The organism is Kitasatospora sp. NPDC088391 (assembly GCF_044753345.1).
In the GTDB taxonomy this organism is placed as follows: domain Bacteria; phylum Actinomycetota; class Actinomycetes; order Streptomycetales; family Streptomycetaceae; genus Kitasatospora.
Genome location: NZ_JBIVNB010000008.1, coordinates 324,822 through 331,375, shown reverse-complemented (window position 1 = coordinate 331,375; position 6,554 = coordinate 324,822). Strand labels below are relative to the sequence as shown.

At 67.4% G+C, this 6,554-nt stretch carries 5 protein-coding genes; 4 read left to right on the top strand and 1 reads right to left on the bottom strand.

Annotation, left to right across the window (positions count from 1 at the left end):
- The first annotated feature begins 216 nt into the window (after positions 1–216).
- The 4 genes from ACIQBJ_RS24585 to ACIQBJ_RS24570 all read left to right on the top strand — a co-directional run bounded on the left by ACIQBJ_RS24585 (position 217) and on the right by ACIQBJ_RS24570 (position 5,308).
- A complete protein-coding gene (locus ACIQBJ_RS24585) occupies positions 217–2,847 on the top strand; it encodes an ATP-binding protein (RefSeq protein WP_400714410.1) in 2,631 nt (876 codons plus the stop codon).
- Between the two features lie 241 nt (positions 2,848–3,088).
- On the top strand, positions 3,089–3,397 hold the full coding sequence (locus ACIQBJ_RS24580; protein ID WP_400714407.1) for a hypothetical protein: 309 nt from the start codon (positions 3,089–3,091) through the stop codon (positions 3,395–3,397).
- A gap of 271 nt (positions 3,398–3,668) precedes the next feature.
- Positions 3,669–4,262, top strand: a complete 594-nt coding sequence (locus ACIQBJ_RS24575; RefSeq protein WP_400714404.1) for a toll/interleukin-1 receptor domain-containing protein — start codon at positions 3,669–3,671, stop codon at positions 4,260–4,262.
- Positions 4,263–4,516: 254 nt separating this feature from the next.
- Positions 4,517–5,308 carry a hypothetical protein gene (locus ACIQBJ_RS24570; protein ID WP_400714401.1) on the top strand — a complete coding sequence of 264 codons (792 nt, stop codon included), beginning with the start codon at positions 4,517–4,519 and terminating at the stop codon, positions 5,306–5,308.
- A 252-nt stretch (positions 5,309–5,560) separates the two neighbouring features.
- Here the strand turns inward: ACIQBJ_RS24570 and ACIQBJ_RS24565 are convergent, their stop codons facing one another.
- Positions 5,561–6,310: a TIGR02391 family protein gene (locus ACIQBJ_RS24565; protein WP_400714398.1), complete on the bottom strand. Its 750-nt coding sequence runs from the start codon at positions 6,308–6,310 to the stop codon at positions 5,561–5,563.
- Positions 6,311–6,554: the final 244 nt, after the last annotated feature.

The window sequence follows — 6,554 nt, the reverse complement described above, 5'->3', positions numbered from 1 at the left end:
CCCCGGCGCGGGGGGCGGGGGGGGGCGGGGGCCCCCCCCGGGGGGGGGGGGGGGGGCCCCCCCCCCCCCCCCCCCCCCCCACCGGGCCCTCCCTGCCGGCATCGAGGTGGCCGGCAACCCCTTCCCCCTTGTTCGCCTGCCACCCAGCGGTGGCTGGGCAGATCCGCATACCCCCAACCAAGTACTGGAGACTTCTTCTTGCGTTCGATCCCTGTCGTGCCGCGCACCGTGTTCTCGACGTCCCGCACCGCGGAGTTCCTGGACCGGCAGGCCCTGCAGTCCCAGACCGGCCGGTCCCACGATCGGTTCGGCGATGTCGTGATCAAGGAACTGCTCGACAACGCCCTGGACGCCGCGGAGTCCGCTCGCGTCGCCCCCGAGATCGGCCTCACGGTGTCGTCGGCCGATGGCGTGGCGCGCGTGTGCGTGAGCGACAACGGTCCCGGCATCCCGGCCGCCGTCATCGAGCGGATCCTGGACTTCACCCGCAACGTCTCCGACAAGGAGAGCCTGCGCTCGCCGACCCGCGGCATGCAGGGCAACGCCTTTAAGACCCTGCTCGGCATCCCCTACGCGCTCAGCGTCACCGAGCCGGTGGTCATCGAGGCGCGCGGGGTACGCCACGAGATCGCCCTGTCCACCGACCCGTCGTCCGAGCTCGCCATCTGCCACGCCAAGACCTCTTCCACCCGCACCACCGGCACGGCGGTGACCGTGCCGCTTCCGGCAGACCGGGTCACGGCCGCCAAGGCGGCCGGGTGGCTGCGAAAGTTCGCGCTCGTCAACCCGCACGCGCGCTTCGTTGACCACGGTCAGGCCGCGGGCGGCGAGGGGGCCGGAATTTACGAGCCCACGGCTCCCGAGGGATGGCGCAAGCCCTGGCCTACCGACCCGACCAGCGCACACCACTACGACAAGGCGGCGATGGAGAAGCTGGTCTTCGCCCACATCCGCGAGCACCGCCAGGGTGGCGCGGACCTGACCGTTCGGGCGTTCACCGGCACCTTCGCCGGGCTGTCCGGCTCGGCCAAGGCCAAGAAGGTCGCCGAACAGCTCCCCCAGATCACGCACCTGTCCGGGTTCGAGGAGAAGCGGGAGCAGGTGCCGGTGCTGCTGGCCGCAATGAAGGAGCACAGCAAGCCGCCCACACCCAACTACCTCGGCAAGGTGCCCCGCGACCACTACATCCACGTCCTGGACCAAGCGTTCGGCGTCGAGGAGCTGTGGTTCGCCCGCAAGCAGCTCATCGACGGGGCCGGGATCCCGTGGAGCATCGAGGTCACCGTCGCCCGCACCAAGCGCCCCGGCGACGTCGCCTTCGCGGTGAACTACTCGGCGACCTTCGGCGACCCGCTGGCGCGCACCCGCCTGGCCGGCGACAAGATCTCCGAGTATGGGGCGCTCTCGTTCCTGGACCAGGCCGACGCGGCCCCCGTCCCCGCCAACCAGTCGCTCCGGGCCGCCATCGTCCATCTGGTCTGCCCTGTGCCGCAGTTCACCGACAAGGGCAAGACGACGCTCGTCGTCCCGCGCGAGGTCGCCGACGCCTGCGCCCAGACCCTGGCCGCCGCGAGTCGGGTGCTGCTCAAGGACAAGCGCTCCAAGCAGAGCGCCGATCGGCGCGAGATGCGGGCGGCGATACGCGAACTCGACGCCGAGGCGGCCACCCGGGCCGAGCCGAAGGTGACCCTGAAGGACGCCGTGTTCGCGGTCATCCGCGAGGCCATCGCGCAGGCCCGCGGTGCCGAAGAGCTGTCATTCTCCTCCCACACCCTCTTCTACAAGATCCGCCCGCTCGCGCTGAAGCTCCTGCCTCCCGGCTCCAAGGTCACGGCCCCCTACGTCGAACAGACTCTGCTCCCCATGTGGGAACGGGCCAACGGCCCCATCCGGGGCCTGTACCGCGAACCCCGCGGAACCCTCCACCACCCCCACGACCCCGACGGGACGAAGGATGTGCGTCTTGGCACCCGCGAGGTCCGGGAGTACCAGCCGCCGCAGTGGACCTACAACAAGATCCTCGTCATCGAGAAGACGGGCCTGTGGCCGCCGGTGCGCGAGTCCGGCATCGCCGACCGGTACGACATGGCCGTCATCACCAACGAGGGCTACAGCACCGAGGCATGCCGCGACCTGCTGGCCAGGATGCCCGCCGGCGAGGTGCAGATCTTCGTCCTCCACGACGCCGACCCCGCCGGCTACAACATCGCCCGCACCCTCGGAGAGGCGACCGCCCGCATGCCTGACCACCGCATCAAGGTCATCGACCTCGGCCTGAGTGTCGACGACGCCATCGCCAAGGGCCTGGAAGCCGAACCCGACACCCGCGACGCCGCCCTGCCCGCCCGCATCCTCCCCCACCTCACCCCAACCGCCCGCGCCTGGTTCACCGGCAAGCCCATCGCCCGCAAGCCCGACGGCAAGCCCTCCAGGTGGCGCTACCAGCGCGTCGAGCTGAACGCCTTCTCCTCCCCTGAGCTCATCGCCTACATCGAGGAAGGACTCGCCCGCCACCACGCCACCGGAAAGGTCATACCTCCCGACAGCTGGCTGTCCGTCAACGCCGAAGGCTCCCTGCGCCACCGCGTCGCCGCAGCTGTCGGTGCGGCGATAGACGCCATGATCCCCAAGGACAGGATCATCGACGAGATCCTGGACGGCCTCGACACCGACCAGATCACCGCCATCAGTTCAACCGATGTCGCCCAACTCCACACCCATCGTCCCGCCCTCTCCTGGGCGGACGCCGTGCCGATCCTCGTCGGCCAGCGACTGAGCGACCGCGCCGACCTGCCAGCCCTCGCCCGCCAAGCCGTCACCAACTACCAGGCCACAGAACGCCAGTAGCCGACATCTCGCACGACTGCCTCCCCACCAGGGCGGCAGCCGTGCGGGCACGGAAGGGCGCATCGATCGTCGTGCCGGTCGGGTGCCGAGACGAACGCAGCCGCGGCAACCGCCCAGGTCGTCACCGCCAACTGGCTTGCGGAGGAGGTGTGGTGTCAGTTCGATGTCTTCTTCGAAGTCCGGGAAGGGTGTGCCCGCCGGTCGTCTTGTGGTGCTTGCAACCGACACGGAAGGGCACCGCATGACCAACTCCGCCGACCGCAACACCACCCTCGCCATCCCCCACCCCGGCCCCCTCAACTCCTGCGGCATCACCATCACCTGCGCCGCCTGCAACGCCACCCGCGACTGGCTGCTGATCCACGTCCACCCCGACCTGGTCTTCGTCCGCTGCCGCTGCACCCACGAATGGCTCGAACAGGACCTGGAGCCCACCCACGTCAACGAGGCCCGCGACGACTCCTCCGAGGAACGCGAGTGGGCGTCCTTCGAGGAGATGTACCGAGGGCTCGGCTTCGACGGAATCTTCGCCGGGACCTACCTGTCTTAACGAGCGGTGTTGAATCGGCTGCGAGCAGGTCTGATCCTGTGACTGAGCGTTTTAGCTGGCGGGTGAGCACTGTGCTTAGCCAGGTGAGCGCTTCCGGTCCAGCAAGGCCATCGAGAAGGCGCACCTTCGGGCGCGCCTTCTCGGCCCTCTGGCAACTGCGAGCCCCGACGGCACCTTACGCGCCCTGCGAGCCGGAGTGCCTGAATGGGATGCGATAGCGTCATCTTGACGATAACCTGGTGCCAGGCCTCTGGGATAACAAGGAGCAGCAGTGCGCGCGTTCGTTTCCCATAACCATAAGGACAAGCCTGCCGTCCGCTCCTTCGCTACGAAGCTGCGGTTGGGCGGCGTGGACATCTGGCTCGATGAGTGGGAACTGAGTCCCGGCGACTCCATTCCTGGCAAGGTTGGGGTCGCCTTGGATACGGTCGACACCGTGCTGGTCTGCTGGTCTGAGCACGCCAGCACGTCGGAGTGGGTCAAGTCCGAGTTGGAGACTGCGATCCTCCGGCGCCTGGAAGACGGGCTCAGGATCATCCCGGTCCGCCTGGACGACACGCCACTGCCAGCGCTCCTACGTCCCCTGTACTGGGTCTCCGTAACCGAAGACGACGATCAGACCGCCGTCAACAAGATCTTGGGCGTCGATACCACCGGATTCCTTCAGAGCGTCCAACAGCTCTTGGACGAGGCGACCATCGAGGCCGTGTCCTTTCACGGAGCCGGCGTCTACGTGGTCTGCCCTAACTGCGGCGCTCCGCCAGCCAAGCTCGAACAGTGGGGTGCGACCGACTACGACCGCGGAGACCAATACGCCGGGGTGCGCTGCACTGAGTGCGGGTGGGAGGAGGGCGGCGAGGTGTAGCGGGTGCGTGCTCGCCGCGACCAGTCACGCCTTGGTACAGCGGCTGTGCCGGGCCAAGGCGCGTCCTCGCTCAACCCGCGGTCGAGTTGGCAGACTGAGTGCTCAGCGCTCTAACGGTCGTGGCCCGCGAGGCCACGTCAGCGACGCCGGGGCCGTGTGACTGTCGATGGATGGCAAGGCAATACCACTCCAGTCGAAGGTCACTCCACCCTAGGATCGGGGATCTACGCACCTCCGTCGCTGAAGGACGTCACGTGGCGCTCAATCCCCTCCAGGCACCCGTCGATGAGATGATCGCGTATCTCCGTGACGCTCAGATGATCAACCGAGTGACGCAGGAACGCCTAGACCAGACGACTGCCGCCAGGCAGGCGCTGGGGAAAGGCGGCAATGGATCGCCTGGGGTAGAGCACTCGGCGTTGAACCGAGGGTCGGTCGTTGCGGCCGTTGGCGCGCTCGAAGCATTCAACGAAGACCTGGCGATCACAGCGCAGAAGCGCCATCCGCAGGCGACCCCGCCGCTCAATACCTGGTACAACATCGCCGGCAAGTCCGGGATGGTGCAGACGCCCAGTCCCTACAACCTGCGGAAGCTGTTCTGGACGTTCTTCCGCTACGACCCGCAGGACGACTGGGACTGGCTGGTCAAAGTCGCGCCCAGCGAGACTGGCGGCACCGGGACTTGGCGCACCTCGACCACTCGGCTGGCCAAAGCGGATGCTTCACAGTTCCTCGACACGATGGTCAAAGTCCGGCATGGGTTTGCTCACCAGGACAAGGATCAGAAGCTCGTGCGTTGTCCGGGGATCGCTAGCCAGACCCCAACAGGAAAGATCGTCATCCACTCTCACCATGCGAACAACGCCGTGAGCGTGCTCGTACAGTACGCCGTACTCACAGCCGATGGGCTGGCAAGAGCCCTCGGCTTCGCCGAGCCATTCAGGTGGATCAAGCCCATGTCAGACGCCGGCTGGGCCGCCCTCCTTGCTGGCACGCCGGCCGGAACCCTTGTGTCGACGACCTGGAAGGGCGCTCCCACTCCGTAACTGAGCGAGAGGCTGCCGTCCTGACCACCAACACGGACTGGCTGCTCCTTGCTCAACTCACCAGGTGAAGCGCTCAGTCACAGCCCCGTCGCCGCCTACCTCGCCGGAGACCACGAAGCCGCGACCTGTGTCGAGTTGACCCTGCCTGAGGCTGGCGTCTGCGGTGGCACCGGCCCCTTTGACCAGTCCGCCGCAGTGGCTACTTGCTGCTCAGCTGGCCCGGCACCTGCGGCTGCCGGGCCAGGCAGTTCCTCAGGTTTCCAGCTTCGCGGTGTCGACCCAGCGGGCTAGCACACTGAAAGCAGCCAACTGCTCCAGCGCCTCGTGTTCGGACAACTCGGGCAAGCTGGCTTCGTGGCTGTTGGGGTTGCGGATCGCGGCGAAGCAGCCTTCCGCGAACATCGCCACCCCGCGGTGCACACTTGTGAAGGTTTTGCTGCCGTCGTCGGGCAGCAGTCGTAGCCGAGGCTGGCCCGGCTTGGGGGCGTCCGCCGAGAAGACGTTCTGGAACAGCGCACCCTCGGTTGCGATGCGACGGCCCACCTTGTTCTGCGTCTCGGCGTTCACCTTGCGGGCCGCAGCGGTGACGGCCTCCCGGAAGTGACCGCTCTGCCACAGTGACTGGGCACCCTCCCATGCCCAGCGGTGCATTGAGGCGGCGCTCAAGTGAGGGGCGTTGTCGCCGAGGTTCGCCCGCACCTCCGCTTCGCGCTCGAGGGAGGCTTCAGCGCGCTGGGCTGCTTCCCGGTGCTGGCACCAGCGGTTGACCTGTGCGTTGTACTTGTCGGGAACCTCTGTGCGCCAACGGGGCAGCACCCGATCTAGGATCTGCTCGACGATCTGGGCACTGGCGATGATCTCGTCCTGGGAGCCGCGGTTATACCGCTTCCGGCTCGGAGCCATGGAAATGGACTGCCCAGTCTGGCCCGTTGGCGGCCGGAATTCGGTGAGGTCGATGAAATGGTCGAGCTGTTGGTGCGCCCAGTCGGTGTTGAGGACCATCGCGCCATCATCCTCCTGCCGTAGTCGTCCTTCCAGGAGTTTGCGGGCGGGGCTGAATGGTGGTGTGGCCGGTATTGCGGAAGCTGGCGCAGGCTCGGAGCGTGAGGCTTGTAAGGCCATCTTGGGGGTGTCCACGGGATCCCCTGACTGGTGGCCAGTGCCACCCGGCAGCTTGGTCCGTCGAAGGCGGTGCTCCGGCCCACTGCGAGGCCGTCAGGAGCGGCTATCCGACTGTGCGTCAGCT